General features: G+C 61.8%; 21 protein-coding genes. 9 read left to right on the forward strand and 12 right to left on the reverse strand.

All coding sequences use genetic code 11. The features are described 5' to 3' along the window. Positions 1–87: 87 nt before the first annotated feature. A complete protein-coding gene (locus KSS97_RS13465) occupies positions 88–1,722 on the reverse strand; it encodes a methyl-accepting chemotaxis protein (protein ID WP_198796954.1) in 1,635 nt (544 codons plus the stop codon). A 270-nt stretch (positions 1,723–1,992) separates the two neighbouring features. On the opposite strand from KSS97_RS13465, the gene KSS97_RS13470 reads away from it, so the two are divergent. Next, positions 1,993–2,823 carry an undecaprenyl-diphosphate phosphatase gene (locus KSS97_RS13470; RefSeq protein ID WP_217861875.1) on the forward strand — a complete coding sequence of 277 codons (831 nt, stop codon included), beginning with the start codon at positions 1,993–1,995 and terminating at the stop codon, positions 2,821–2,823. Beyond that, on the forward strand, positions 2,820–3,242 hold the full coding sequence (locus KSS97_RS13475) for a DUF1294 domain-containing protein (RefSeq protein ID WP_030142699.1): 423 nt from the start codon (positions 2,820–2,822) through the stop codon (positions 3,240–3,242). Before KSS97_RS13470 ends, KSS97_RS13475 begins: the two co-directional genes overlap by 4 nt. Before the next feature lie 133 nt (positions 3,243–3,375). Here the strand turns inward: KSS97_RS13475 and KSS97_RS13480 are convergent, their stop codons facing one another. Together KSS97_RS13480 and KSS97_RS13485 are read right to left on the reverse strand one after the other, a co-directional pair. Beyond that, positions 3,376–3,726 carry an MmcQ/YjbR family DNA-binding protein gene (locus KSS97_RS13480; RefSeq protein WP_030142698.1) on the reverse strand — a complete coding sequence of 117 codons (351 nt, stop codon included), beginning with the start codon at positions 3,724–3,726 and terminating at the stop codon, positions 3,376–3,378. Then, on the reverse strand, positions 3,723–4,631 hold the full coding sequence (locus KSS97_RS13485; RefSeq protein ID WP_030142697.1) for a LysR substrate-binding domain-containing protein: 909 nt from the start codon (positions 4,629–4,631) through the stop codon (positions 3,723–3,725). Before KSS97_RS13485 ends, KSS97_RS13480 begins: the two co-directional genes overlap by 4 nt. 130 nt (positions 4,632–4,761) lie before the next feature. Between KSS97_RS13485 and KSS97_RS13490 the strand changes: the two genes are divergently transcribed. Next, positions 4,762–5,370, forward strand: coding sequence for an FMN-dependent NADH-azoreductase (locus KSS97_RS13490; RefSeq protein ID WP_030142696.1), 609 nt, complete (start codon positions 4,762–4,764; stop codon positions 5,368–5,370). Between the two features lie 182 nt (positions 5,371–5,552). After that, positions 5,553–6,590: an alpha/beta hydrolase family protein gene (locus KSS97_RS13495; protein ID WP_030142695.1), complete on the forward strand. Its 1,038-nt coding sequence runs from the start codon at positions 5,553–5,555 to the stop codon at positions 6,588–6,590. On the opposite strand, the gene KSS97_RS13500 is transcribed toward KSS97_RS13495, so the two are convergent. Both KSS97_RS13500 and KSS97_RS13505 read right to left on the reverse strand, forming a co-directional pair. Then, positions 6,584–7,777: an MFS transporter gene (locus KSS97_RS13500; RefSeq protein ID WP_030142694.1), complete on the reverse strand. Its 1,194-nt coding sequence runs from the start codon at positions 7,775–7,777 to the stop codon at positions 6,584–6,586. The two genes, KSS97_RS13495 and KSS97_RS13500, sit on opposite strands and share 7 nt — an antisense overlap. A gap of 199 nt (positions 7,778–7,976) precedes the next feature. Beyond that, complete coding sequence (locus KSS97_RS13505; RefSeq protein ID WP_030142693.1) at positions 7,977–9,563, reverse strand: ABC-F family ATPase; 1,587 nt, start codon at positions 9,561–9,563, stop codon at positions 7,977–7,979. Positions 9,564–9,966: 403 nt separating this feature from the next. On the opposite strand from KSS97_RS13505, the gene lpxO reads away from it, so the two are divergent. Then, positions 9,967–10,866, forward strand: a complete 900-nt coding sequence (lpxO, locus tag KSS97_RS13510) for a lipid A hydroxylase LpxO (RefSeq protein ID WP_198796952.1) — start codon at positions 9,967–9,969, stop codon at positions 10,864–10,866. Between the two features lie 5 nt (positions 10,867–10,871). Here the strand turns inward: lpxO and ligD are convergent, their stop codons facing one another. After that, positions 10,872–12,854, reverse strand: a complete 1,983-nt coding sequence (gene ligD, locus KSS97_RS13515; protein WP_217861876.1) for a DNA ligase D — start codon at positions 12,852–12,854, stop codon at positions 10,872–10,874. A 33-nt stretch (positions 12,855–12,887) separates the two neighbouring features. Next, a complete protein-coding gene (gene ku / locus KSS97_RS13520) occupies positions 12,888–13,778 on the reverse strand; it encodes a non-homologous end joining protein Ku (protein ID WP_217861877.1) in 891 nt (296 codons plus the stop codon). 223 nt (positions 13,779–14,001) lie between these two features. On the opposite strand from ku, the gene KSS97_RS13525 reads away from it, so the two are divergent. From KSS97_RS13525 to KSS97_RS13540, 4 genes are all read left to right on the forward strand, one after another. Next, positions 14,002–14,343 (forward strand): hypothetical protein, encoded by a 342-nt coding sequence (locus tag KSS97_RS13525; protein WP_030142689.1) that lies wholly within the window; start codon positions 14,002–14,004, stop codon positions 14,341–14,343. A gap of 41 nt (positions 14,344–14,384) precedes the next feature. Further along, positions 14,385–15,533 (forward strand): PQQ-dependent sugar dehydrogenase, encoded by a 1,149-nt coding sequence (locus KSS97_RS13530; protein ID WP_030142688.1) that lies wholly within the window; start codon positions 14,385–14,387, stop codon positions 15,531–15,533. A gap of 357 nt (positions 15,534–15,890) precedes the next feature. Continuing rightward, the gene (ilvA, locus tag KSS97_RS13535) at positions 15,891–16,898 is read left to right on the forward strand and encodes a threonine ammonia-lyase, biosynthetic (protein ID WP_217861878.1); all 1,008 of its coding nucleotides are present in this window, start codon (positions 15,891–15,893) and stop codon (positions 16,896–16,898) included. Between the two features lie 380 nt (positions 16,899–17,278). Beyond that, complete coding sequence (locus KSS97_RS13540; protein ID WP_030142686.1) at positions 17,279–17,557, forward strand: DUF1652 domain-containing protein; 279 nt, start codon at positions 17,279–17,281, stop codon at positions 17,555–17,557. 67 nt (positions 17,558–17,624) lie between these two features. On the opposite strand, the gene KSS97_RS13545 is transcribed toward KSS97_RS13540, so the two are convergent. The 5 genes from KSS97_RS13545 to KSS97_RS13565 form a co-directional block, all read right to left on the reverse strand. Continuing rightward, positions 17,625–18,563: a carbohydrate kinase family protein gene (locus tag KSS97_RS13545; RefSeq protein ID WP_217861879.1), complete on the reverse strand. Its 939-nt coding sequence runs from the start codon at positions 18,561–18,563 to the stop codon at positions 17,625–17,627. 12 nt (positions 18,564–18,575) lie between these two features. Beyond that, positions 18,576–20,063: a xylulokinase gene (gene xylB / locus KSS97_RS13550; RefSeq protein ID WP_217861880.1), complete on the reverse strand. Its 1,488-nt coding sequence runs from the start codon at positions 20,061–20,063 to the stop codon at positions 18,576–18,578. A gap of 99 nt (positions 20,064–20,162) precedes the next feature. Further along, a complete protein-coding gene (locus KSS97_RS13555; protein WP_217861881.1) occupies positions 20,163–21,644 on the reverse strand; it encodes a mannitol dehydrogenase family protein in 1,482 nt (493 codons plus the stop codon). Between the two features lie 18 nt (positions 21,645–21,662). Further along, positions 21,663–22,766 carry an ABC transporter ATP-binding protein gene (locus KSS97_RS13560; protein ID WP_198796947.1) on the reverse strand — a complete coding sequence of 368 codons (1,104 nt, stop codon included), beginning with the start codon at positions 22,764–22,766 and terminating at the stop codon, positions 21,663–21,665. A gap of 39 nt (positions 22,767–22,805) precedes the next feature. Continuing rightward, a complete protein-coding gene (locus KSS97_RS13565; RefSeq protein WP_030142681.1) occupies positions 22,806–23,636 on the reverse strand; it encodes a carbohydrate ABC transporter permease in 831 nt (276 codons plus the stop codon).

Consider the following 23,636-nt stretch of genomic DNA (forward strand, 5'->3'; position numbering starts at 1 on the left):
GGAACTTCAGCTTGCCTCCATGCTGAATGTTCCACCGTCTTCGCGAGCAGGCTCGCTCCCACAGGGTGTTTCTTCCAGAGGTGCTTCTCAGACCCGGAATTGCTTGAGCAAGCCGTTCAGCTGTTCGCTGAGGTCCTTCAGGCGCGCGCTGGCCAGGCTCGATTGCTCGGCAGCCACGGCGGTGCTGTGGGAGAGCCCGGCGGCCTGGGTGACGTTCTGGTTGATGTCTTCCACCACGTGGGCCTGCTGCAGGGTGGCGCTGGCGATGGAGGCATTCAGGCTGTTGAGATTGCGCAGGGCCTGGCCGATGGCATTGAGGCTGGCGCCTGCAAGTCCGGCCTGCTCGATGGTCAATTGCGAAGCGCGGCTGCTGTCGCTGATGACCTTTACTGCCGCTTCGGAGTGGTTTTGCAGGCGTTCGATCATGGCCTGGATTTCGGCGGTGGATTTTTGCGTGCGCTGGGCCAGCAGGCGCACTTCATCGGCCACCACGGCAAAGCCGCGACCCTGTTCGCCAGCACGGGCGGCTTCGATCGCCGCGTTGAGCGCCAGCAGGTTGGTCTGCTCGGCGATAGAGCGGATCACTTCCAGCACGCTGCCAATCTGGGTGCTTTCACTGGCCAGGGTGCGGATCACCTCCACGGCCTGGTCGATGGTCTGGGACAGCCGGTCGATCTGTTGCAGGCTGCCGTCGATATTGACCTGGCCCTGCTGGGCCTGGGACTCGGCGTCGCGCATCTCGCTGGCCGCGTGTTCGGCGTTTTTCGCCACGTCCTGCACGCCGTAGGTCACTTCGTTGATGGCGGTTGCCACCAGCTCCATTTGCTGCGATTGCTGCTGGCTGCGCTGCTGGGCCTGGGCGGCGTCGTTGCCCAATTCGCTGGACGATTGGCCCAAGGCGCTGGCGGAGGTCTGCAACTGGCTCACCACTTGCCGCAGCTTGGCGGTGAACGCGTTGAAGTGTCGCGCCAGTTGCGTCACTTCGTCCTGGCCGTGGGTATCCAGGGTTCTGGTCAGGTCGCTCTCGCCGCTGGCGATATTGGCCATGGCGTTGACGGTTTCTTGAAGCGGGCGGACGATGCTGCGCACGATCAGCGTCAGCAGCAGGCCCATGACCAAGGTGATCGCCAAGCCGATCAACGACGCCTTGATCAACTGGGATTGAAATTCTGCCTGGACGTCATCCACGTACACCCCGGAACCGATGATCCAGCCCCAGGGTTCGAACAATTTGACGTAGGACGTCTTGCCGACCGGCGCTTCGGCGCCCGGTTTGGGCCAGAGATAATTGATCATGCCAGCGCCCTTGGCCTTGGCGATGGCCACCATTTCGTTGAACAGCGCGTAACCGTTCGGGTCGCGGATGGCAGAAAGATTCTGGCCTTCGAGTTTCGGGTTGGTCGGGTGCATGACCATGACCGGCGTCAGGTCGTTGATCCAGAAGTAATCGCTCTGGTCATAGCGCAGTCCCCGCACCGCGCTGAGGGCTTGCTTTTGCGCCGCGTCGCGGGTCAGGGTGCCTGCGGTTTCCAAGCCATGGTAGTAGTTCAACACACCACTGGCGGTCTGGACCACGTGTTGGGTCTTCTGCACCTTGGCCTGATACAGGTCCGTGTGGATCTGCTTGAGCATAAACGCGCCCAGCGTGAACAACATCACGATGGCCACGACCAGGATGAGCCACAAGCGTCGGCTGATCGATACACTGCGCAAGCTATTCATTCGCTGTCACTCCGGTTCTTATTCTTGTCATTAACGACGGCCGGCACTTTAACGCTCGGCGGCCCTGCTGAATTGACCTGGGTCATGACGCGGCAGCGTTATCAGGGCTTGTCTGATAGGATTTCGGCCCCGCAGCGCAAAACCTGAGTCGGTTCTGCTTTTTCATTGGTTTTTTTTGCAAGGTCGCGGTTATCGTGCAGCCGCTGCGTGCACCTGCATGACGTTTAAATAGTGATGAGGCCTGAACAGACAGGCGTTTTTGGGGGAAGAATGGATTTGTGGACGGCCTTTTCGGCATTGATTCTTGGCGTGGTTGAGGGGCTGACGGAGTTCCTGCCGATTTCCAGCACGGGGCACCAGATCGTCGTTGCCGACCTGCTCGAGTTCGGGGGCGAGCGTTCGATGGCTTTCAACATCATCATCCAGCTCGGCGCGATCCTCGCGGTGGTCTGGGAGTTTCGGCGCAAGATCTTCGATGTGGTGCTGGGCCTGCCGACGCAACCCGGTGCCCGTCGGTTTACCGCCAACCTGCTGATTGCCTTCTTTCCGGCGGTGATCTTGGGCGTGCTGCTCGCCGACTGGATCCACCATTACTTGTTCAACCCGATTACCGTCGCGACCGCGCTGGTGCTGGGTGGGTCCGTGATGCTCTGGGCCGAGCGGCGCCAGCATCAGGTCCACGCCGAAACCGTGGATGACATGACGTGGAAGGATGCCCTGAAAGTCGGCCTGGCCCAGTGCATCGCGATGATTCCCGGCACCTCCCGCTCCGGGGCAACTATCATCGGCGGCCTGTTGTTCGGCTTGTCGCGCAAGACCGCCACCGAGTTCTCGTTCTTCCTGGCGATGCCGACCATGGTCGGTGCGGCAGTCTACTCGGGCTACAAATACCGCGAACTGTTCGTTCCGGCGGATTTCCCGGTGTTTGCCATTGGCTTCATCACCGCGTTCATCTTCGCCATGATCGCCGTCAAAGGCTTGTTGCGGTTTATCGCCAGCCACAGCTATGCGGTGTTTGCCTGGTATCGGATCGCGTTTGGCCTGTTGATCCTGGCGACCTGGCAGTTTGGCTGGGTGGACTGGTCAGCGGCCAAGCCATGACCGAATCGGCCAGGCGCGCGGCGCATAAAACCGGCGGAGCCGTGCAGAACCTGCGGTTCAAATTGGCAGTTTTCGCGCTGCTGTGCGCGTTGCCGTTGACGGGGTCGCTTTTGCTCGGGCTGCAAGGCGAGTCCTGGGTGCCGATGGTCGCCTATGGCAGCGTCAGCCTGGTGGCATTCCTGCTCTACTGGAGCGACAAGCGCAAGGCGCGGGCGGACGCCTGGCGCACGCCGGAAAACGTATTGCACGCCGTCGAACTGGCCGGCGGCTGGCCCGGCGCGTTGCTGGCGCAACAGGTGTTTCGCCACAAGACCCGCAAGGTGTCGTTCCAGGTGGTGTTCTGGTTCATCGTGCTGTTGCACCAGGGATTCTGGGTCGACCAGTTGTTCCTGGGCGGGCATCTGTTGGCGTTGTTCTAGCCGCCACGCATCCCTTGTGGGAGCGAGCTTGCTCGCGATTGCGGTCTTCAATCCAATATTGATACTGGTTGGGCTGACCTCATCGCGAGCAAGCTCGCTCCCACAGTAGGTCGGTTGTACCCGCCAGCCACCGCTACAGCAACAACCCAACCTGCGTCCGCTTCGGCAATTTGCTCACCACCAGTTGATGGGAGCGCTGCAGCAACCCGCGCAACTCATCATCGCCCAGCGGGTAGGGCACGTTCATGATGATCCACTGCGCCCGGGCCAGATAAGGCGCCGGATGGATGCCTGGCCGGTCGCAATGACCGAGGAACAGGTCCTTGTCGACCTTGAACGCCAACGAATCGCTGCGCAGCCCCTGCAGGGCGAACATCTTGTTTCCGGCGATGGAAAACACCCGCACGCCACCCCATTTGTAATCCTCCCTGGCCCCTGGCAAGCCCAGGCAAAACTGTGCGACATCCTCTTCGCTCAAACTCATATCGTTTTGTCTCCACATTGTTCGAACGCCGCCACCAGGTGATCGATCCAGGCGCGCACCGCCGGCAGCATACCGCGCCGGTGAGGATAAACCGCCTGCAACCAGCCATCGGGCGATGACCAGCCGGGCAGCAGCTCCACCAACCTGCCATCCTGCAGTTCTTCTTCGCAATACATGCTGGGCAGCAACGTGAAGCCCAGGCCGGCGAGGGCGCAGGCGCGGCGCACGATGAAATCGTCGATGCCCAGGCGCGCTTCCAGGGCCAGATCGACATTTTGCCCCGTGCTGTCGAGCAGGCGCAGATGGACCAGCCGATCGGCCTCCAGCGCGCCCAACACCGGCAGTTGCCTCAGGTCGTCCGGGGTTTCGATCCGCCGTCCCTGGGTGAAGGCCGGGCTGGCGACCATCATCAGCCTGGCCTGGCGCAAGCGTCGCGTCATCAGCAACGGGTCTTCGTCGCCAAGATCGCGCACGCGCAAGGCCACGTCGATGCCTTCGCCGATCAAATCCACCCGCCGGTTCAGCAGGGTCATCTCCAATTGCACCTGGGGATACTTCGCCAGGAAGGTTTCGATGATCGACGGCAAGAACTGATGCGCCAGCCCCACGGGGCTCGACACCCGCAGCCGCCCGCGGGGTTCGCTGGACATGCTCGCCACTGCCTCGTCGGCCATTTCCGCTTCGAGCAACATCGCCTGGCAATGACGCAGGTAGCGTTCGCCGACGGCGGTGAGCTTCAACTGGCGCGTCGTGCGTTGCAGCAGGCGGGCACCGAGGCGCTCCTCCAACTCGGCGATGCGCCGCGACAGCCGGGACTTCGGGATACCCAGCAAGCGCCCGGCAGCCGCGAAGCCATCGGCTTCGACCACCTTGGCAAAGTAATACAGATCGTTGAGGTCTTGCATGTCCGGGCTCGATTGTCCTGTCAGTGGAACGAACTATCGCATTATTGCTGACTTATCGACCATTGGTTTCATCGATAGGATTGTTCTCAATTGATCGCCCAGCCGCGATCCTCACTTGGAGAGCACTCACATGAAACTGTTGCACATCGATTCGAGCATCCTCGGCGACAATTCCGCTTCGCGCCAATTGAGCCGTGAGCTGGTTCAAGCGTGGATAGCCGCCGAGCCGGACATTTCCGTCACCTACCGTGACCTGGCCGCCGACGCCATCAGCCACTTCTCCTCCCAGACACTGGTTGCCGCTGGCACCAGCGCCGAGCTGCGTGACGCCGCCCTCAAGCACGAAGCCGAGCTCAGTGAGTCGACCATGGCCGAATTCCTCGCGGCGGACGCCGTAGTGATCGCAGCGCCGATGTACAACTTCAGCATCCCAACGCAACTCAAGGCCTGGATCGACCGCATCGCCGTCGCGGGCAAGACGTTCCGCTACACCGAAGCCGGTCCTGAAGGCCTGTGTGGTGGCAAGAAGCTGCTGATTGTTTCCACCTCCGGCGGCTTGCACGCCGGCCAGCCGAGTGGCATCGGCCATGAGGAATACCTCAAGCTGGTCTTCGGTTTCCTCGGCATCACCGACATCGAATTCGTCCGCGCCGAGGGCCTGGCCTACGGTGATGACATGCGCGCCAAAGCCATGCATGAGGCCCAGTTGCAGATTGGCCAGCAGTTCGCCGCTGCGTAAGGCTTGCGTAAAAGCCCCAAGCATTACGGGCAACCTTCGCAAAACCCTGTATTCTCGTCGTCATTGGATGGCCGGGATGCAGGGTTTTCCTGCATTTGGCGTCGGTTTCTGGCGCAGGTTATGCACGGCCAATGTGCGAGCAGCGGGGCCTTCCCGCGCGCTGGTGAAGGTGGAAGATTCAAATGAAACGTCTTGGTGCAGCGTTGCTGCTTTGTCTGGCTACCAGTCTCGGTTCGGTGCACGCCGCGCCGGCGCCGCATCCGCATTGGAGCGCCGGTTTTCATGAGCTGAGCTTCCTCGATCCGCTGGATCAACAGCCGATGCACGCCATCGCGTTTTACCCCTCGACTGCCCGGGAGCAATCCAGCTCGCTGGGGGGCTATCAGATCGACGCGGCGCCGGAGGCCCAGATCGCCATCGGGCGGTTTCCGCTGTTGATGCTGTCCCACGGCAACACGGGCACGCCGCTGGCCCTGCATGACCTGGCCACGTCACTGGCTCGCAAGGGGTTCGTCGTGGTGGCGGTGATTCATCCCGGTGACAACGCCCAGGATCACAGCCGGCTCGGTACCTTGAGCAACTTGTACGGTCGGCCGATCCAGATTTCCGAGGCGATCACCGCGACATTGAATGACCCGATGCTTTCTCCCTTCGTGAATGCCGGCCAAGTCGGCGTCATCGGCTATTCGGCGGGTGGCGAAACCGCCTTGATCCTGTCCGGCGCCACGCCAGACCTCAATCGCCTGCGCCGCTACTGCCAGGAACGACCGGACGACCGCGACGCGTGCAATACCCAAGGTGAACTGGTTGCCGATCGGGATGACCTGTCCCCGGTGGCGGATCCCCGGGTTCGTGCATTGCTGCTGATGGCGCCGCTGAGCTTGAAGTTCGGGCGTCACACCCTGGCGGATGTGCATGTGCCTGTGCTGTTGTATAGCGGTGACGGCGACAAGCTGGTGGCGTTTGACAAGAATGCCGCCGCGCTGGCTCGCAAGCTCCCCACGGCGCCGGATTTCAAGACCTTGGCCGGGGCAGGGCACTTCGTATTCCTGGCGCCCTGCACCGACGAGCAGATCGCGGCCATGCCGGCGCTGTGCACCGATGCCGATGGCGTCGACCGCAAGGACATCCATCGCACCATGATCACCGAAGCCACTCGCTTTTTCAGCGACGCCCTCGGCAAGCCGACGCGTGCCGGCTTGAGGACGGCAGATCAATAATCGGCTTTTTCGGCCCGACGCCTCAGCAACAAGGCCAGTCCCAGGCCGACGACCGAAAGCAGTGCCGCAAAAAAGAAAATCGCGGGGTACCCCAGGTTCGACGCCACCGCGCCCATCAGTGGTCCGGCAATCGCCAATGCCAAGTCGAAAAACACCGCGTAGGCGCTCAATCCGGCGCCCCGGCTGCTGTTGGGCACCTGCTTGATGGCCTCCACCCCCAGCGCCGGATAGACCAGCGACAGCCCGAAACCCGCCAGTCCCGCGCCGATCAAGGCGAACGCGGTGGACGGCGCCAGCCACAGCAACACCAAGCCCAGGGTTTCGATACTCATGCAGACAATCGCCGAGCTGAAACCACCGAAGCGGGCGATGCTGGAAATGAACAACAGCCGCGACAGGATGAAGCAAATGCCGAAGACCGTCAGGCACCACGCCGCGCCGGTCCAGCCGCGGCTGACATAGAACAGCGTAATGAAGGTGGTGAGCGTGCCGTAGCCGATCGAGGCCAGGCACAGGCTCGTGCCGAACGGTGAGATGCGCCCGAACACCGCCCAGAACGGCAGGCGCTCGCCGCGCACGACCGGCACCGAGGGTTTGTTGCGAATCAGCAGCAGCGCCATGCCGGCCAACAATGACAAGGCGATGCCCAGGCTGGCGAAGCCGAGGCTGCCGACCATCACCACCCCCAGCGGCGCACCGATGGCGATGGCCCCGTAGGAAGCGATGCCGTTCCAGGAAATCGACCGGGCCGTGTGCTCCACGCCGACCTGGCCCATGCACCAACTGATCGTCCCGACGCCGATCAGGCCCTGGGCTACCCCGAGCAACAGACGACCGGCGATCAGGATCAACAGGCTTGGCAGTGCGAAATCCTGCAGCAGTGTCGAGATCAATGTCAGCACGCCGCTGAGCAGAATCCCCAGCAAGCCATAGACGATGGCCCGCTTGGTGCCGACGCTGTCCGACAACCGCCCGGCCATGGGCCGGCTGAGCAGGGTGGCGAGGTACTGGGAACCGATGGTCAGCCCGGCGATGACCGCACTGAAGCCCAATTGCTCGTGGACATACCCGGGCAACACCGCAATCGGCAGGCCGATGCAGAGGAAGGCAATGAAGGTGTAGAAAACGATGGAGACGATCTGCAAGGTGATCGACAAGGAACTGGGAGCGGGCTGGGCTGTTGGCATGGGACTCGTTCGCGGGCAGCGGCAGGAGTGTTTCATCATGGCGTGTGACGGGAAGAAAAGGAAGCTGGCTAACGGTTTGCTTGTGTCATGGCCCTCGCCACAGGGGTATCCATGGATTCTGTGCTGTAGGAATGAAAAAGCCCCGTCACATGGACGGGGCTTTCACTTGCAGCTCGAAGCTTACAACTCGCGGCTGCTCTTAGAACATCACACCCTGGCTGCGCAGGTAGTCGTCATAGGTGCCGCTGAAGTCGACCACGCCGTCGGCGCTCAGCTCGATGATGCGGGTTGCCAGGGACGACACGAACTCGCGGTCGTGGCTGACGAAGATCAGCGTGCCCGGGTAGTTCTCCAGCGCCAGGTTCAGCGCTTCGATGGATTCCATGTCCAAGTGGTTGGTCGGTTCGTCCATCACCAGCACGTTCGGCTTTTGCAGGATCAGCTTGCCGAACAGCATGCGGCCCTGTTCACCACCGGAGATGACCTTGACCGACTTGAGGATCTCGTCGTTGGAAAACAGCATGCGGCCCAGGGTGCCGCGGATGATCTGTTCGCCCTGGGTCCACTGGCCCATCCAGTCGAACAGGCTGACATCGTCTTCGAAGTCGTGGGCGTGGTCCTGGGCGTAGTAGCCCAGCTCCGCGCTTTCGGTCCACTTGACCGAGCCAGCATCTGGCGTCAGCTCGCCCATCAAGGTGCGCAGCAGGGTGGTCTTGCCGATGCCGTTCGGGCCGATGATTGCCACGCGCTCGCCGGCTTCGACGGTGAAGCTGAAGTTCTTGAACAGGGTCTTGCCGTCGAAGCCCTTGGACATGCGCTCGATGGTCACGGCCTGGCGGTGCAGCTTCTTGGTCTGTTCGAAGCGGATGAACGGGCTGACGCGGCTCGATGGCTTGACCTCGGCCAGCTGGATCTTGTCGATCTGCTTGGCGCGGGAGGTGGCCTGCTTGGCTTTCGAGGCGTTGGCCGAGAAGCGGCTGACGAACGTCTGCAGTTCGGCGATCTGGGCTTTCTTCTTGGCGTTGTCCGACAGCAGTTGCTCGCGGGACTGGGTGGCCGCGATCATGTACTCGTCGTAGTTGCCCGGGAACAGGCGCAGCTCACCGTAGTCCAGGTCGGCCATGTGGGTGCAGACGCTGTTCAGGAAGTGCCGGTCGTGGGAAATGATGATCATGGTGCTGTTACGCGCCGTGAGGATGTTTTCCAGCCAACGGATGGTGTTGATGTCCAGGTGGTTGGTCGGTTCGTCGAGCAACAGCACTTCCGGATTGGAGAACAAGGCCTGGGCGAGCAACACACGTAGCTTCCAGCCTGGCGCGACTTCGGTCATCGGACCGAAATGCTGTTCCAGGGGAATGCCCAGGCCCAGCAGCAGCTCACCGGCGCGGGATTCGGCGGTATAGCCGTCCATTTCGGCGAACTCGGTTTCCAGCTCGGCCACGGCCATGCCGTCTTCTTCGGTCATTTCCGGCAGCGAATAGATGCGGTCGCGCTCGGCCTTGACCTTCCACAGCTCTTCATGGCCCATGATCACGGTGTCGATCACGGTGAATTGCTCGTAGGCGAACTGGTCCTGGCGCAATTTACCCAGCCGTACGTTCGGCTCCAGCATCACCTGGCCGCCGGACGGTTCGAGGTCACCGCCGAGGATTTTCATGAAGGTCGACTTGCCGCAACCGTTGGCGCCGATCAGGCCGTAGCGGTTACCCGCGCCAAACTTGACAGAGACGTTTTCGAACAGTGGCTTGGCGCCAAACTGCATCGTGATGTTAGCTGTAGAGATCAAAGGTTTATCCTGCGGAACATTCAGAGTAGCTAAGGGTGCGGCAGTACCTGTTCAGTACCTGTTTGCGCCGATCCGCACCGCGCTAGAGGCTTCGCGGTCGCAAGCGCAAGGGTCCATCCGGCATAAGAGGACAGCAGCATACGGAGCGCCTGGCCCGAGTGCATATGCGCCGAAGCCGGGATTCCCGGCATCGGACAAAGGGGGCGCGTGATATTTGGCGGCGATTGTACTGATCTGGGCGCGTTAACGATAGGGTGTTGCCCTGGCTAGACAGTTTTTCACAACTGAGGGATAACTTCAGGTTACAAACTGTGGCTAAAATGCCATCTCACTCGACGCCTCTCCCTTGCCGCTTGGCTGGCCTGGAGAAGTAGCCTCTTCACTTCTGGACCCAACCGATTCCGTGAAGCTCATCATCGTTGCGATCTATCTCCTCTCCATTGGCTATGTGCATCTGCGCGGACGCGTGCGGCACAAGCTCGGCCGTCAACTGAGCGACCACTCGTCCTTCCTCGCGCCGATCAATTGCCTGCTGTACTTGTGTTCCAAATGGCCGAACAAGCCGTTTTTGAATCCCGAGCAATTCCCGGACTTGAGCCCGCTGCAGGCGCATTGGGAAGAAATCCGCGCCGAAGGCCAGAGCCTACTGCAGGCGGGGGCGATCAAGCGTTCCGACCAATATGACGATGTGGGTTTCAACTCGTTCTTCAAGACCGGCTGGAAGCGCTTCTACCTCAAGTGGTACGGCGACAGCCATCCGTCGGCCATGAAGCTGTGCCCGCGCACGACCGAACTGGTACAAGGCATCGGATCGATCAAGGCGGCGATGTTCGCCGAATTGCCGTCCGGCTCGAAACTGGTGCGCCATCGCGATCCGTATGCCGGGTCCTATCGCTACCACCTCGGCCTGCAGACGCCCAACGATGCCGGGTGCTACATCAATGTCGACGGCGAGACCTATCACTGGCGTGATGGCGAAGCGGTGGTGTTCGACGAGACGTTCATTCACTACGCCGAAAACACCACGCCGCAGAACCGCATCATCTTGTTCTGCGACGTGGAGCGGCCGATGAAATACCGTTGGGCCACGGCGTTCAACCGCTGGTTTAGCCGCACCGTCATGGCCGCCGCCGGCGCGCCGAATGATGCCGGCGACAAGACTGGCGGCCTGAACCGGGCATTTTCCCGGCTGTACAAGATTCGCCTGCAAGGCAAGGCGCTGAAGAAACGCAATCGCAAGCTGTATTACTTGCAGAAATGGGCGTTCTTTGGCGCGCTGCTGGCGATTTTCGTCTGGATCTGACGGATTCAGGGTTTTTCAGCCTCCAGCTGGTCCCACATCCTGGCGGTGATCCGCTGGCGATGGCTATAGCCTTCCCACGGATCGGCGCCCAGGCCCTTGGCCCGTTCCAGTGCAGTCTGGATATCCCATTGCTGGGCATTGCGCAGGTCTGCGAGCTCATCCCGGGCGATCGGCACCGACACCGGTAGCCCGGGCCTTGCGCGCACCGAATACGCGGCCACTGTACTGGCGCCGCGGGCGTTGCGCAGGTAGTCGACGAACACCTTGCCCACGCGGTTTTTCGGCCCCATGGTCGCGGTGATTCGTCGTGGCATCTGCCGGGTCAGGAATTGCGATATGGCCTTGGCGAAGGCCTTGGTGGTGTCCCATCCCTCGCTGCGGGCCAGCGGCACGATGATGTGCATGCCTTTGCCACCGCTGGTCTTGAGAAATCCTTGCAAACCCAGCTCGTCGAGGACCGACAAGGTCATGCGCGTCGCCTCCAGCATGGCGCTCCAGGGCAGTGACGGATCCGGGTCCAGGTCCAGGACAAACAGATCGGGCGCTTCGATCCGGTCATGGGTCGCCGTCCAGGTGTGCAACTCCACCGCGCCCATCTGCGCCGCGCCGACCAGGGCGTGGATACTGTCGATTTCCATCAGCGGCGCATGGCCAGGGTCCAGTCGTGGATCCAGCTGTTTGATATGGGGGATTTCCAGGCGATCGGCATGCTTCTGGAAAAACAGCTCCTCGCCGATTCCCTCCGGTGCTCGCACCAGCGCAACCGGCCGCAACTTGAGGTGCGGCAGGATCCACGGAGCGATCTCCAGGTAATATTGCGCCAGCTCGGCTTTCTGCACGCCACTGACGCTATCGACCACGCGGTCGGGGTGGGTGATGACCACACCGTCGACTTTGGCCGTATCGCCCTTGGTACGTCGCTTGGGTTTGGGCGCCGCAGCTTTTATCGGCATGGGTTGCTCGCGGACCACGCGATTGGCCTGGCTGTCACCCGGCAGATCGAGGAACACCGCCTGGCGTATCAGGCCGTCGCCGGCCCACTCGGCGAATTCAACCTCGCACACCTGCGTCGGCTCGACCCAGTGCACACCGCGCCCCTGTGCGCCCTTGAGCGGCTGGTCCAGTGGTGAGGTCTGGCGTTCCTGGGCACACAGTTGTTCATGCAGTTGCTTGAGCTGGGCCTGGCTGAAACCCGTGCCAACCCGGCCGGCATACGCCAGCCCCGACGGCCCGTTGACCGCCAGCAACAGCGCACCGAAACCGTTGCGCTTGCCTTGCGGGCGTGTGAACCCGACGATGACGAAGCCTTGGCGCAGTCGACACTTGAGCTTGACCCAATCGGAGTTGCGTCCCGAGACATACGGGCTGCCCAGGCGTTTGCCGACCACGCTGTCGAGCGAGAGGGCTGAAGCGCTTTCGAAGATGTCATGTTGGCTGGCGGAAAACGCTTCGGAAAACCGCAGGCGTTTGCTGGCGTTGTTCTTCAACGCATTTTTCAGCGCGGCGCGGCGTTCTTCCAAAGGTTTTTCACGCAGATCGACACCGTTGAGAAATGGCGCGTCGAAGAGGAAGTACACCATGTCGACGCTACGACCGATCTCGAAGGCCTGGCGCAGGGCGGGGAAGTCGGAATGACCGGTGTCGTCGAGCAGGACCAGTTCGCCATCGAGCCAGCTGTCGCCCAGGTCCAGCTGCGTCAGGGCCTCGGCATGCAGCTTGAGGCGGTCGGTCCAGTCCGTGTGGTGGCGGTTGAACAGCCGGACCTCACCTTTTTCGATGCGCGCCAGAAGCCGATAACCGTGAAATTGCACTTCATAGCGCCATTCCCCGGCGGGTGGTTGTTCCACCGGCGTGGCCAGCTGCGGTGACAGGCGCTCCGGGAGCTGGCTCGTGGCTGCCTGCTTACCCCGTCGGGCGCGGCTGCGAGTCGTTGTGGCGTCCGCTTCCACGGCGGACAGACGGGCAGATTCACTCTCGGCCTTGGCCATGACAGATTCCCTTGTGTGACAGGCGCCCGGGGTTCAGCCCCGGGAGGCCTTGGTGGCTTTTTTAGCTGGAGCGGATTTGCGTGTTTTCGTCGATTTTGCCGCGGGTTTTTCGGCCGACTTGTCGGGCGCCTTGCCTTTGCCTCCCAGGCTGCGCTTGAGCAGCTCGGTAAGGTCGATGACGTCCGCGGTCTTGCGTTGTTCTTCGCCGGGGTCGGTTTCCACCGCTTCGAGCCGGCCTTCGGTGGCCTTTTTCTCCACCAGTTCCATGATCTTTTCCTGAAAACTGTCGCGATATTCCTGCGGCTCCCAGTCGCCACTCATGTCTTCCACCAGGCGCTTGGCCATGTCCAGCTCGCCCTTGGCCAGCGTCGGGCTGGTGACTTCGTCGCCCAGTTCCAGGATGTCGAGCTCGCGCACCTCGGCGGGCCAGCGCAGCATCACCAACACCAGGGCCGATTCCAGGGGCATGAGCGCCGCCAGGTGCTGGCGGGTATGCAACACTACATTTGCCAGGGCGACCTTGTTGGTCTTGAGCAGCGTCTCGCGCAGCAACGCATAGACCTTACCGCCACGCTTGTCAGGCGCCAGGAAGTAAGGTTTGTCGATGTTCTGCAGGGGAATTTTTTCGCTGTCGACGAAAGAGAAAATGTCGATGGTCTGGGTGGACTTGGGGTGGGCGGCGCGAATTTCCTCCTCGCTGATCAACACATACTGGCCTTTCTGGTATTCGACGCCCTTGACGATATCGTCCTTGGTCACTTCCTTGCCTGTGGTCTTGTTGACGCGCTTATAGCCCACTGGGTCCATGGTGCGTTTGTCCAACCAGTCGAAATCCACACCTTGGGAGGCCGTGGCCGACACCAGCGCCACGGGGATGTGGACCAGTCCGAAACTGATTGCGCCTTTCCAGATTGCCCGTGCCATGGTGCAGATTTCCTTACCGGTGAATGGTCTCTCTGGTGACACTGGGAGATTTGGAAAAGTTTCCATCCGGCGCCGGTTGGCTGCGGTTGGTGCCTGGGTTTGTCCAAAATCCGAGACGCTTGGTTACATCTTCGTCCGGACATTTCGCCTGACAACAGCGAACCTGGGGCGTAGCGTGCTTTCGATATATCGGTGCCGTATCCGTGAATCCGGGAGGTGTCCCATGAACAGGCTGATGTTCGCCATCGCAGGGTTATTGATGAGTACCGCCGTCCAGGCAACTACGCCTGGTCACGGTCCCGTGCTCCTGGCGCAGAACTTGCCGGGCAACAACAATCCCTACAACAGCCCGATTCGCCGGGCCAATCCCAACAGCATGCAGGGCACCCAGCCCAACGTGCCGACGCTACGTGACAACCCGACCGTGCCCGTTCCTCGGCCACCCACCTTGGAAAATGGCGGCATCGGCAATGGCTATCCGCGCTCCGGCCCGCCACCGGGCTCGCCGCGCCCCACCCTCGAATCACCGACGCCGCCCAGGAACCCGAACAATGGCAATCGCTGAGGCGTCGTCTGATCTACCCATCACCACAGAAGGAAGTGTGCATGTTGCGTAAAACCCTGATGACCACCCTTTGTGCAAGCGCTGTACTGGCCTTCGCCACAGCGGCTTCGGCCGCGCAGGTCCAGACATTCAAGAGTGAGGAAGGCACCGTCGAGGTCACCACCGTTGTCAGGGGGCTGGAGCATCCCTGGTCGGTTGCGTTCCTGCCGGAGCAACAGGGCATGCTGGTAACGGAGCGCCCCGGCAACCTGCGTTGGGTTAGCGCCGAAGGGAAGTTGTCCGCGCCGTTGAGCGGCGTTCCCGAGGTCTGGGCCAAGGGGCAGGGCGGCTTGCTGGACGTGGTGCTGTCGCCGGACTTCAAGCAGGACCGCACGGTGTATTTGTCCTATGCCGAGGCCGGTGAGGACGGCAAGGCCGGCACTGCCGTTGGCCGGGGGCAGTTATCCAAGGACCTGAAGCGCCTGGACAACTTCGACGTGATCTTCCGCCAGCAACCCAAGCTTTCGACGGGCAACCACTTCGGTTCCCGCCTGGTATTCGACCGCGACGGCTACCTCTTCATCACCCTGGGGGAAAACAACGACCGGCCGACCGCCCAGGACCTGGACAAGCTGCAGGGCAAGATCGCGCGGATCTACCCCGACGGCAAGGTGCCGGACGACAACCCCTTCGTCGGCCAGAAAAATGTCCGCCCGGAGATCTGGTCGTACGGCTTGCGCAACCCTCAGGGCGCTGCGCTCAACCCGTGGAACGGAACGCTCTGGGAAAACGAGCATGGGCCCAAGGGCGGCGACGAGCTGAACATCATCGAACGCGGCAAGAACTATGGCTGGCCGCTGGCGACCCACGGCGACAACTATTCCGGCGCGCCGATTCCCGAGGCCCAGGGCAAGACCGTCGAAGGCACCGTCGGGCCGCACCATGTCTGGCAGGTGTCGCCGGGGCTCAGCGGCATGGCGTTCTACGACAGTGATCGATTCAAGCCTTGGCAACGCAATGCGTTCATCGGTGCGTTGGTGTCGCAGGACCTGATTCGGCTGGAGTTCGATGGCGACAAGGTCGTCCACCAAGAGCGCCTGCTGGGCGGGCTCAAGGAACGTATCCGCGATGTCCGCCAGGGACCGGATGGTTTCCTCTATGTGTTGACCGACGAGGACGATGGCGCGCTGTACAAGGTCGGCTTGAAATGATCGCGATGCGATGAAGCCTCCTTTGTGGCGAGGGGATTCATCCCCGCTGGGCTGCGTAGCAGCCCTAAGCACTGAATTCAAACTCAACTCGCACTCCGAGTTGCCTGGTTTGGGTCTGCTGCGCAGCCCAACGGGGATGAATCCCCTCGCCACAGATTGCAGCGACTTAATTTCCGTTGACTTACCGTTCCCTCGCGGCTAGTTTCCAGCCATGACTTCCACCGTACTGCGCAGCCAGCCAAGCATTATTACCGCCATTCCTTATTTGGCGGGCTAGCTCACGAGTGCACCCAACCCGCCCTAGAGGCGGGTTTTTTCTTTCTGTCTCCTGGGCCTGATCCGAACCAGGAGACCACTATGACCCCCACCAGCGCCGAGCAAACCCTGCTGGAGCACTACGTCAAGAAGATACTCGCCGCTCCGGTCTACGAACTGGCGATACCCACGCCATTGCAGGCAGCCCCGGCGTTGTCCCAATCCTTGGGCAACCGGATCCTGCTCAAGCGGGAAGACCTGCAGCCAACGTTCTCCTTCAAGATCCGCGGGGCCTACAACAAGCTGGTGCAACTGACGCCGGAACAGCGTGCCCGAGGCGTTATCACCGCGTCGGCGGGCAATCATGCCCAGGGCGTGGCGTTGGCCGCACGGGAATTGGGCATCTCGGCCAGCATCGTCATGCCCCGGACCACACCGCAACTGAAGGTATCGGGCGTGCGCAGTCGAGGCGCCGAAGCGTTGCTGCACGGAGAGAGCTTCCCGTTCGCCCTGGCGTTTGCGTTGGACCTGGCTCGACAGACTGGGCGTGAGTTCATCTCGCCGTTTGACGATCCGGATGTCATCGCCGGCCAGGGAACCGTCGCGATGGAGATCCTGCGCCAGCATCCAGGCCAGTTGGACGCTGTTTTCGTGCCGGTGGGCGGCGGCGGGCTGATCGCGGGAGTGGCGGCGTATATCAAATATCTGCGTCCGGAAATCCGCATCATCGGCGTCGAGTCCGAACATTCCGCCTGCCTGCAGGCGGCGCTGGCAGCCGGTAAGCGGGTGACGCTGCCGAGCGTGGGCACCTTCGCCGATGGCGTGGCGGTGGCGCAGATCGGCGAATATGGCTTCGATATCTGTCGTTTCTGTGTCGATGAGGTCATGACGGTCAGCGATGACGAGCTCTGCGCGGCGATCAGGGACATCTATGACGACACCCGCTCGATCACCGAGCCATCAGGCGCGTTGGCGGTGGCGGGGATCAAGCAATACGTGGCGCAAAGCGCAGCGTCAGGCCAGACGCTAGTGGGTATCAACTCGGGCGCCAACATCAATTTCGACACGCTGCGCCACGTGGTGGAGCGTGCTGGCGTGGCGGTTTCTTGAGAATGTGCGGGGCATCATGATTTTTTTGAAGCAGGCGACGAACGCACAGGTGTGCAATCGAAATAGTGGCTAGTCTGAGCAATCAGGCAGGCCGGGCCAGTTGCACTTTGCATGGATAAAACGCCGCTTGCGTGCAAATCGCATGACCGTCTCGCTTGATGTTTTTGCTAAGTAATTGATTTGCAACAGTGTCGATGTATCGAGGTAAGGGCATATTTTTTGCGAGTTGATTCGAGAGTTCGAATAACGAGCTTTAACAACACAACAACGCCAAGATGAACGAACGGCACGGCATTCGTAGTCCTGTCCGCAGGGAAGAATCGGACGAAAATTCCGCCGTCGTGAACATAAGTTGGCTGCCTCAACAGGAGAGAGTTGCCATGTTTTTATCTGCCCTCGAAATGCGAAACATCATTGAAAGCAGCTTGCTGCCCAAGCGCTCGCAATGCACGTTGTCCCCGGATCTTTCCATGACGATCAAGATTTACGACGATCACGAAACCGACCGCGTAGCGCTGATCAAAAGTGATATCGATGCCACCAAGCTGACAGGCTGCCGGGCCATCAACGATCTGATTGCCGAGCTGCGTACAGAGCTGGACCATGGCAATAGCGGCGGCAACTACTTCCAGCAACAGCACCGGATGAGCGGCCGTTAATTACGTTCCTTCCTGAACCTGACGCCGGGATCGATGAGTTCGAGCCCAGCGTCCGGTTTCGATCCGCTTAGTTCAATTGTTCGCGATAGGGCAGGTCAGGCCCATTCCTCCCACACGTCAACGCCGCGGCGCCCATAGCGAACGCCAGCATGCTGTCGATGTGTTCCCGTTCCAGCGAATTCACTGCTTCCACTGAATCCAGATTGTGCTCCGTGAGCCAGGCGATCAACGCCGCCTGGAAGGTATCTCCCGCGCCCACCGTATCGGCGATGGTCACTGGGCAGGCGGGCAGGGACCATACGCCATGCTGACGGCTGAACGCCGTCGCGCCCTGGCCGCCACGGGTCAGGAACACCAACTGGCAACGGTGCTCCAGCCATCCATCGATCACCTCCTGCGGGTCCCGGTCGGGATACAGCAGGTTCAGGTCTTCGTCACTGACTTTGATCAGGTCGGCGTAGCGCACCAACGTCGCGATCCGCGAGCGCCACAGCTCGATATCCGGTTGCGGGTTGAGCCGCACGTTGGGGTCCAGGCTGATCAGGCGCTTGCCGCTTTCCCGTTGCACGAGCGCCAGCAGCGTGTCGGCCACCGGTTGCACCACCAGGGAAAACGAGCCGACATGCAGGCCGCGTACCTCGGGACCCAGCACCGGCAGATGTGCCAGGCTCAGTTGTCGGTCGGCGCAGCCTTCGCCACGAAAGCTGTAGTGCGGCGAACCATTGGCCCCGACGGCGACCATGGCCAAGGTCGTTGGCGCGTCGAAATCGTGGGCAAATTGTGTGTTGACGCCTTCATTGACGAGCACTTGCTGCAAGCGACGCCCCAGATAGTCCGTGGAAAGCCCGGTAAACAGCGCCGACTCGACCCCCAGCCGACGCAACCCCACCGCCACGTTGAACGGCGAGCCACCCGCGATCGCCTTGTAATTCACTTGCGACGCTGGCGCTCCAGCATCGTTTGCGCTGAAAAAATCAAACAGCGCCTCACCACACACCAAATACATAATTGCCTGCTCTCAAAGGGTTGCGACGTGTTGCCGGTAGCGTTCGTAGGCGTGTTGCGACGCCGTGACATGTTCGGTGACGGGCCGGGTTTCGCTGGCCGGATCGAGCTTGACGCAGCGCTGGCACAATTCAGCCAGGGATTCTTGTGCATTGCCATGACACCACGCCGCCTGGATCGCGCCGCCGAGGGCGGCCGCCTCGCTCTGCTCGGTGCAGATGACCGTGGTGTCCATGATGTCGGCGACGATCTGCCGCCATACCGCACTCTTCGAGCCACCGCCGATCAGGCGGATGCTCTCGGCCTTGAGCCCGTTGGCGCGTAGCAGGTCGAGGCCATAGCGCAGGCCGAAGGTCGTGCCTTCGACCACTGCGCGGCACAGATTGGCCCGAGTCAGGTTGGTGGTCGTCAGGCCGAGGAGGCTGCCGGTGGCATGGGGCAGGGCGGGGACGCGCTCGCCATTGAGGAATGGCAGCATGCAGACGCCCTCGGCGCCGATCGGTGCCTGGGTCACCAGGGTGTTGAAGCTATCGATATCCAATTCCAGCAGCTCGCGCACGGCCCCGGTGGCATTGGTCAGGTTCATGGTGCAGATCAGCGGCAACCAGCCGCCGCTCGAAGAACAGAACGTTGCCACCGACGCTTGCGGGCTGACGGTGGGATCCGCTGCATAGGCATACACGGTGCCGGAGGAGCCGAGGCTCATGGTGATGACGCCGGGCTGGATGTTGCCGGTGCCGATGGCGCCCATCATGTTGTCACCGCCACCGCTGGACACCACGGCTTCGGGGTTGAGGCCCAGGTGCGCGGCGATTTCGGGCAGGATCCTGCCGACGGGCTGGTGAGCCTCGATCAGTTCGGGCAGCGCCGATTGCAGCCGGCCGCTGGGGTCGATATGCCGTAGCAGTTCCATGTCCCATTGGCGGGTGCGCACGTTGAAATAGCCGGTGCCCGAGGCGTCGCCGTATTCGCTGCAATGGCGGCCGGTGAGCCAGTAATTGAGGTAATCGTGGGGCAACAGGACGCTGGCGATACGGTCGAAAATTTGCGGATGCTGCTCTTGGGTCCACAGCAGTTTGGACACGGTGTAGCCGGGCGCGATGACCACGCCGAGGCGTTCAAGGGCGCCGCCTTCGCCGCCGAGGTGCGCCAACAGACGGTCGTTTTCCGCCGTGGTCTCGGTGTCGCACCACAACTTGGCCGGGCGCAGCACCTCGCCTTGGTCATCCAGCAGCACCAGCCCGTGCTGTTGGCCGGACACCCCGATGCCAAGGATCGCGTTTCCATCGACCCCGGCGGCATTCAAGGCCTGATGAGTCGCCTGGGTGAAAGCGTCGAGCCACTGCTGGGTGTCCTGTTCACGGCGACCGTTGGCACCGCTGATCATGCTGTGGCCAGCGGCGCCCTGGCCGAGTACTTCGCCGCTAACCGCATCGAGGATCAGCGCCTTGGTGCCTTGGGTGCCGCAGTCGATACCCAGGAACAGTTGTTGGTTTGCCATGGAAATCCTCGGGTCAAAAGAACAAAACACAGAACCTGCGGTTAACGGCTTTACCTGTGGCGAGGGAGCAAGCTCCCTCGCCACAAAAGCGGATCGTACCTAGCCTTGGTCAGCCAGCACTCGCTCAAGCGTTCTCGTCACCCCATGCTCGCGCAAGCTGTTGCAGCACCACTCGAAGGCTGCCACGAATTCGGGTGAACGGGGAATCGCCGTGCCAAAAATTTCTTCCACGTCCAGCATCCGCTGGGTCACCAGCACATCGTCGGCCACCAACGCCTGGCAGAACGCCGCCCGTGGGTCGGGGATCGAATAGGTTGTGCCATTTTCATCCACGCCCTTCAGGTACACGGCCCAGGCCGCGACGACCAGTGCGGCACGGCGGGTCTCGCCCCCGTCGGCAATCAGCCGATTGATCGTCGGTACGGTGAATTTCGGGAATTTCGACGAACCGTCCGAACAGACCCGTTCCAGCTGGTCGGCGATGGCCTGGTTCGAGAAGCGCTCCACCAGGGTGTCCTTGTATTCCGTCAGGTCGATGCCGGGCACGGGCGCCAGTTGCGGCGTCACATCCAGGTCCATGTAGGCGCGGATATAGCGCACGAACAGCGGGTCATTCATGGTTTCGTGGACGAAGCGATAGCCCTTGAGGAAGCCCAGGTAGGTCAGGGCGAGGTGGCTGCCGTTGAGCAGCTTGATCTTCATCTCTTCATAGGGCGATACGTCGTCGGTGAACTGCACGCCGACTTTCTCCCAGGCCGGGCGACCGTTGACGAACTTGTCTTCCAATACCCACTGCACGAACGGTTCGCAGACCACCGGCCAAGCGTCATCGACGCCGTGCTCGTCATGCAATTGCAGACGATGGGCGCTGCTGGTCATCGGGGTGATGCGATCGACCATGGCGTTGGGAAAACCCACGTTCTGGCCGATCCATTGCCCCAGATCGGGGTCGCGCAACGCGGCAAAGGCGAGCAGTGCCTTGCGCGCGACGGCGCCGTTGTGGGGCAGGTTGTCGCAAGACATCAGGGTGAACGCCGGGATGCCCGCCGCGCGACGCTTGGCCAGGGCGGCGCAAAGAAAGCCGAACACGGTTTTCGGTTCGTCGGGGTGGCTCAGGTCGTGCTGGATCTGCGGCAGATGGGCCATGAACTCGCCGTTGCTGTCGTCGATGCAATAGCCACCCTCGGTGATGGTCAGCGAGACGATGCGAATCTGCGGATCGGCCAGTTTGTCGATCAGCGCCTGGGCGCCGTCTTCGGCCAGCAGCATGTCGGTGATGGCGCCGATCACGCGGACTTCGGTGTCGTCGGTGTCGCCCAATTCATACAGGGTGAACAGGTAGTCCTGGCCGGCCAGGTCATCCCGGGCGCGGCGGTCTTCGGCGCGCAGGCCTACGCCGCAGATCGCCCAGTCAAGGCCTTCGCCGGTGTTCATCAGCGCATCGGTGTAGTACGCCTGGTGCGCCCGGTGGAAACCGCCGACGCCGATGTGGGCGATGCCTTGGCGACGGTCGCCCAGGTTGTAGGCGGGCAGGACGACCTCGGCGTTGAGGTTGTGCAGGTTCTGTCGGTTGAGTTTCATCGCAAAAAATCTCGGCAATCAGGCGGCGGCGCGCAGCGCGCGGGAAACCGCGACGCCCTCGGCATCGAATAAGTGGCAGTGTTCGGCGTCCAGGTGCAGGTCCAGTTGCTCGCCGAAACGGCTCGCCAGGTCGCCACGCACCCGCATGGTCAAGGCTTCGCCGGACGCGGTGACGACGTGGCAGAAGGTGTCGCTGCCCAGGCGCTCGCTGACATCGGCGGTGACGCGTAGCGTGCAGTCGCCCGGCTGGGCCAGGTTCAGGTGTTCAGGGCGGATGCCGAGGGTCACGGCACCGCCAACGCTCAGGTTGGCGCCACTGCGCGGCAGGTTGATGCGCGTGCCGGCATCCAGCAGCACTTCACAACCCTGGCTGTCCAGAGCAGTGACCTTGCCTTTGAGAAAACCCATCTTCGGCGTGCCGAGGAACCCGGCGACGAACAGATTGGCGGGCTGGTGGTACAGCTCCAGCGGCGAGCCGACCTGTTCGATGCGCCCTCCGTTGAGCACCACTACCTTGTCGGCCAGGGTCATGGCTTCGACCTGGTCGTGGGTCACGTAGATCATCGTCGCTTGCAGTTCCTTGTGCAGGCGCGCCAGTTCCAGGCGCATCTGCACCCGCAGGGCGGCGTCGAGGTTGGACAACGGCTCGTCGAACAGGAAAATCTTCGGATTGCGCACGATGGCCCGGCCGATCGCCACGCGCTGGCGCTGACCACCTGACAGTTGCTTGGGCTTGCGCTCCAGCATCGGCCCCAGTTCGAGGATGCGCGCCGCTTCGTTGACCTTCTTCTCGACGTCGGCCTTGGGCACGCCGGCCAGATCGAGGGCGAAGGACATGTTCTTGCGCACGCTCATGTGCGGGTACAAGGCGTAGGTCTGGAACACCATCGCCAGGTCGCGCTTGGCCGGGCTGACTTCGGTGATGTCGCGGCCGTCCAGTTCGATGGTGCCGTCGCTGACCTCTTCCAGGCCGGCAATCAGCCGCAGCAACGTGGACTTGCCGCAGCCCGATGGGCCGACAAAGACCACGAATTCACGGTCGTTCACCTCAAGGTCGATGCCCTTGATGATGGAAAATCCTTCGAAGCCTTTTTGCAGATTCTTGATTTTCAGGTTGGCCATGATGATGGGCCTCCACTTCTGATAATGGTATAGGGCGCGTTACTTCACCGCGCCGAAGGACAAACCGCGCACCAGCTGTTTCTGGCTGATCCAGCCGAAAATCAGGATCGGCGCGCAGGCCAGGGTCGAGACGGCGGACAACTTGGCCCAGAACAAACCCTCGGGGCTGGAATATGAGGCGATCAACGCCGTCAGCGGCGCGGCCTTGGAGGAGGTGAGGTTCAGCGACCAGAACGCCTCGTTCCAGCACAGGATCAGCGAAAGCAACACGGTGGAGGCCAGGCCGCCCTTGGCAATCGGCAGCAGCACGCGGACCATTTCCTGCCACAGGGTGGCACCGTCCAGGCGCGCAGCTTCGAGGATGTCGCGCGGGATGTCCTTGAAGTAGGTGTAAATCATCCAGACCACGATCGGCAGGTTGATCAGCGTGTAGATGATGATCAGCGCAATCCGGGTGTCCAGCAGGCCAAACTGCTTGGCGAGCAAGTAGATCGGCATCAGCACGCCCACCGGTGGCAGCATCTTGGTGGAGAGCATCCACAGCAGGGTGCCTTTGGTGCGCTGGGTTTCATAGAACGCCATGGAGTAGGCCGCCGGCACCGCGATCAGCAGGCAAAGGGCGGTGGCGCTGAAGGAAATCACCACCGAGTTCCAGGCGAAGCTGAAGTAGTTGCTGCGCTCGTTGATGTGCAGGTAGTTCTCCAGCGTCGGCGCGAAAATGAACTGCGGCGGCGTGGCGAAGGCGTCGATTTCGGTCTTGAAACTGGTCAGCACCATCCAGAAGATCGGAAAGAAGATCACGATCGCGATGGCCCAAGCCAGCGTGCCCAACAGCAGGCTTTGCAGGCGACGGGATTGTTGAAGAGTCAT

The organism is Pseudomonas alvandae (genome assembly GCF_019141525.1).
Lineage (GTDB): Bacteria > Pseudomonadota > Gammaproteobacteria > Pseudomonadales > Pseudomonadaceae > Aquipseudomonas > Aquipseudomonas alvandae.

What these genes read in the sequence shown, in the direction of transcription:
- KSS97_RS13465 (WP_198796954.1), bottom strand. Translation starts at nt 1,722, where the DNA reads ATGAATAGCTTGCGCAGTGTATCGATCAGCCGACGCTTGTGGCTCATC.
- KSS97_RS13470 (WP_217861875.1), top strand. Translation starts at nt 1,993, where the DNA reads ATGGATTTGTGGACGGCCTTTTCGGCATTGATTCTTGGCGTGGTTGAG.
- KSS97_RS13475 (WP_030142699.1), top strand. Translation starts at nt 2,820, where the DNA reads ATGACCGAATCGGCCAGGCGCGCGGCGCATAAAACCGGCGGAGCCGTG.
- KSS97_RS13480 (WP_030142698.1), bottom strand. Translation starts at nt 3,726, where the DNA reads ATGAGTTTGAGCGAAGAGGATGTCGCACAGTTTTGCCTGGGCTTGCCA.
- KSS97_RS13485 (WP_030142697.1), bottom strand. Translation starts at nt 4,631, where the DNA reads ATGCAAGACCTCAACGATCTGTATTACTTTGCCAAGGTGGTCGAAGCC.
- KSS97_RS13490 (WP_030142696.1), top strand. Translation starts at nt 4,762, where the DNA reads ATGAAACTGTTGCACATCGATTCGAGCATCCTCGGCGACAATTCCGCT.
- KSS97_RS13495 (WP_030142695.1), top strand. Translation starts at nt 5,553, where the DNA reads ATGAAACGTCTTGGTGCAGCGTTGCTGCTTTGTCTGGCTACCAGTCTC.
- KSS97_RS13500 (WP_030142694.1), bottom strand. Translation starts at nt 7,777, where the DNA reads ATGCCAACAGCCCAGCCCGCTCCCAGTTCCTTGTCGATCACCTTGCAG.
- ligD (WP_217861876.1), bottom strand. Translation starts at nt 12,854, where the DNA reads ATGGCCAAGGCCGAGAGTGAATCTGCCCGTCTGTCCGCCGTGGAAGCG.
- ku (WP_217861877.1), bottom strand. Translation starts at nt 13,778, where the DNA reads ATGGCACGGGCAATCTGGAAAGGCGCAATCAGTTTCGGACTGGTCCAC.
- KSS97_RS13525 (WP_030142689.1), top strand. Translation starts at nt 14,002, where the DNA reads ATGAACAGGCTGATGTTCGCCATCGCAGGGTTATTGATGAGTACCGCC.
- KSS97_RS13530 (WP_030142688.1), top strand. Translation starts at nt 14,385, where the DNA reads ATGTTGCGTAAAACCCTGATGACCACCCTTTGTGCAAGCGCTGTACTG.
- ilvA (WP_217861878.1), top strand. Translation starts at nt 15,891, where the DNA reads ATGACCCCCACCAGCGCCGAGCAAACCCTGCTGGAGCACTACGTCAAG.
- KSS97_RS13540 (WP_030142686.1), top strand. Translation starts at nt 17,279, where the DNA reads ATGTTTTTATCTGCCCTCGAAATGCGAAACATCATTGAAAGCAGCTTG.
- KSS97_RS13545 (WP_217861879.1), bottom strand. Translation starts at nt 18,563, where the DNA reads ATGTATTTGGTGTGTGGTGAGGCGCTGTTTGATTTTTTCAGCGCAAAC.
- xylB (WP_217861880.1), bottom strand. Translation starts at nt 20,063, where the DNA reads ATGGCAAACCAACAACTGTTCCTGGGTATCGACTGCGGCACCCAAGGC.
- KSS97_RS13555 (WP_217861881.1), bottom strand. Translation starts at nt 21,644, where the DNA reads ATGAAACTCAACCGACAGAACCTGCACAACCTCAACGCCGAGGTCGTC.
- KSS97_RS13560 (WP_198796947.1), bottom strand. Translation starts at nt 22,766, where the DNA reads ATGGCCAACCTGAAAATCAAGAATCTGCAAAAAGGCTTCGAAGGATTT.
- KSS97_RS13565 (WP_030142681.1), bottom strand. Translation starts at nt 23,636, where the DNA reads ATGACTCTTCAACAATCCCGTCGCCTGCAAAGCCTGCTGTTGGGCACG.